Source organism: Chryseobacterium sp. CG10_8, from assembly GCF_058117085.1.
The window spans coordinates 1-893 of the sequence record NZ_JBYVEB010000256.1; the positions used below are offsets into that span (position 1 = coordinate 1).

General features: G+C 35.1%; 1 protein-coding gene. It reads right to left on the minus strand.

Features of this window, described 5'->3' with window-relative positions:
- The coding region (locus AC4AGG_RS16610; RefSeq protein WP_489773138.1) for a hypothetical protein at positions 1 to 815 on the minus strand (815 nt) is incomplete at its 3' end.
- Positions 816 to 893 lie beyond the last annotated feature (78 nt).

An 893-nucleotide genomic window follows, 5' to 3' on the forward strand; every position in this document is an offset into this window, starting at 1 on the left:
TCTTGTGCTTCTTCTACAGGATTAGGATAGGTCGTTCCAGCATCGGGATTTGTTCCACTATTAGTTGGTTCTCCACCGCCGTCATAAGGATTAGTTGGTTCTCCACCACCAGATACAGGATCATCAACTTCTTCACAAACCAACACATTGATTACATATTGAACAGGTTTTCCCGCCGCACAATTGCACTCGGAAATATTGGTATGTCCTGGATGACATTTGCAAGGTTCTGTATAGGTTTGTTGTTCCCAATTACAATTGTTATAAGTACCAACTTTAAGTAATGCTCCGCTTCCGTATGTTCCTTTTGTAAGTTCTGTTGTTGTAACTTTGTTATCAAAACTGATTTCATTCCCCAAATTTATTTGCTGTTTGTCTTGAGCAGTAAGATTGTAAGTATTTACAAATTCTTTGTAGGTTCCGTCGGGTTCAAGGCTTAGAATTAAATTTTCAACAGGAGCGTTGATTGCGGAATTGTTTCTTTTGATGTTGAAGGTGTAGGTATGATAAGCTCCATATTGAATAAAGATAACTTGGTCGGTATCAATAGAAACACTATCTCCATAATTCACTATTTTTCCAAAAGCATTTTTGTTGTTTTGTTTTTTTAGGATATTTTTAGCTTGGGAAAGTTTGGGAAGAATTTTATTTTTGTGGGAACTTTCGCTAAGTTTAATAATTTTAGAAGTAAGTTCAAAATTTTTGGATTGTTCTGAAATTTGTTGTTCTTGCAAGAAATCGTTTCTACAGGAATTAATGATTGCAAGACAAAGCAAAAATAGCGCACCAAGATAAATGAATTTGTTTTTTGTCATAGGTGTTTTTTTTGATTTGGTTAATACTCGTTTTCGTTGGTTTTATGCGGTATGTTTGGACACCATTTCTGCCAACGA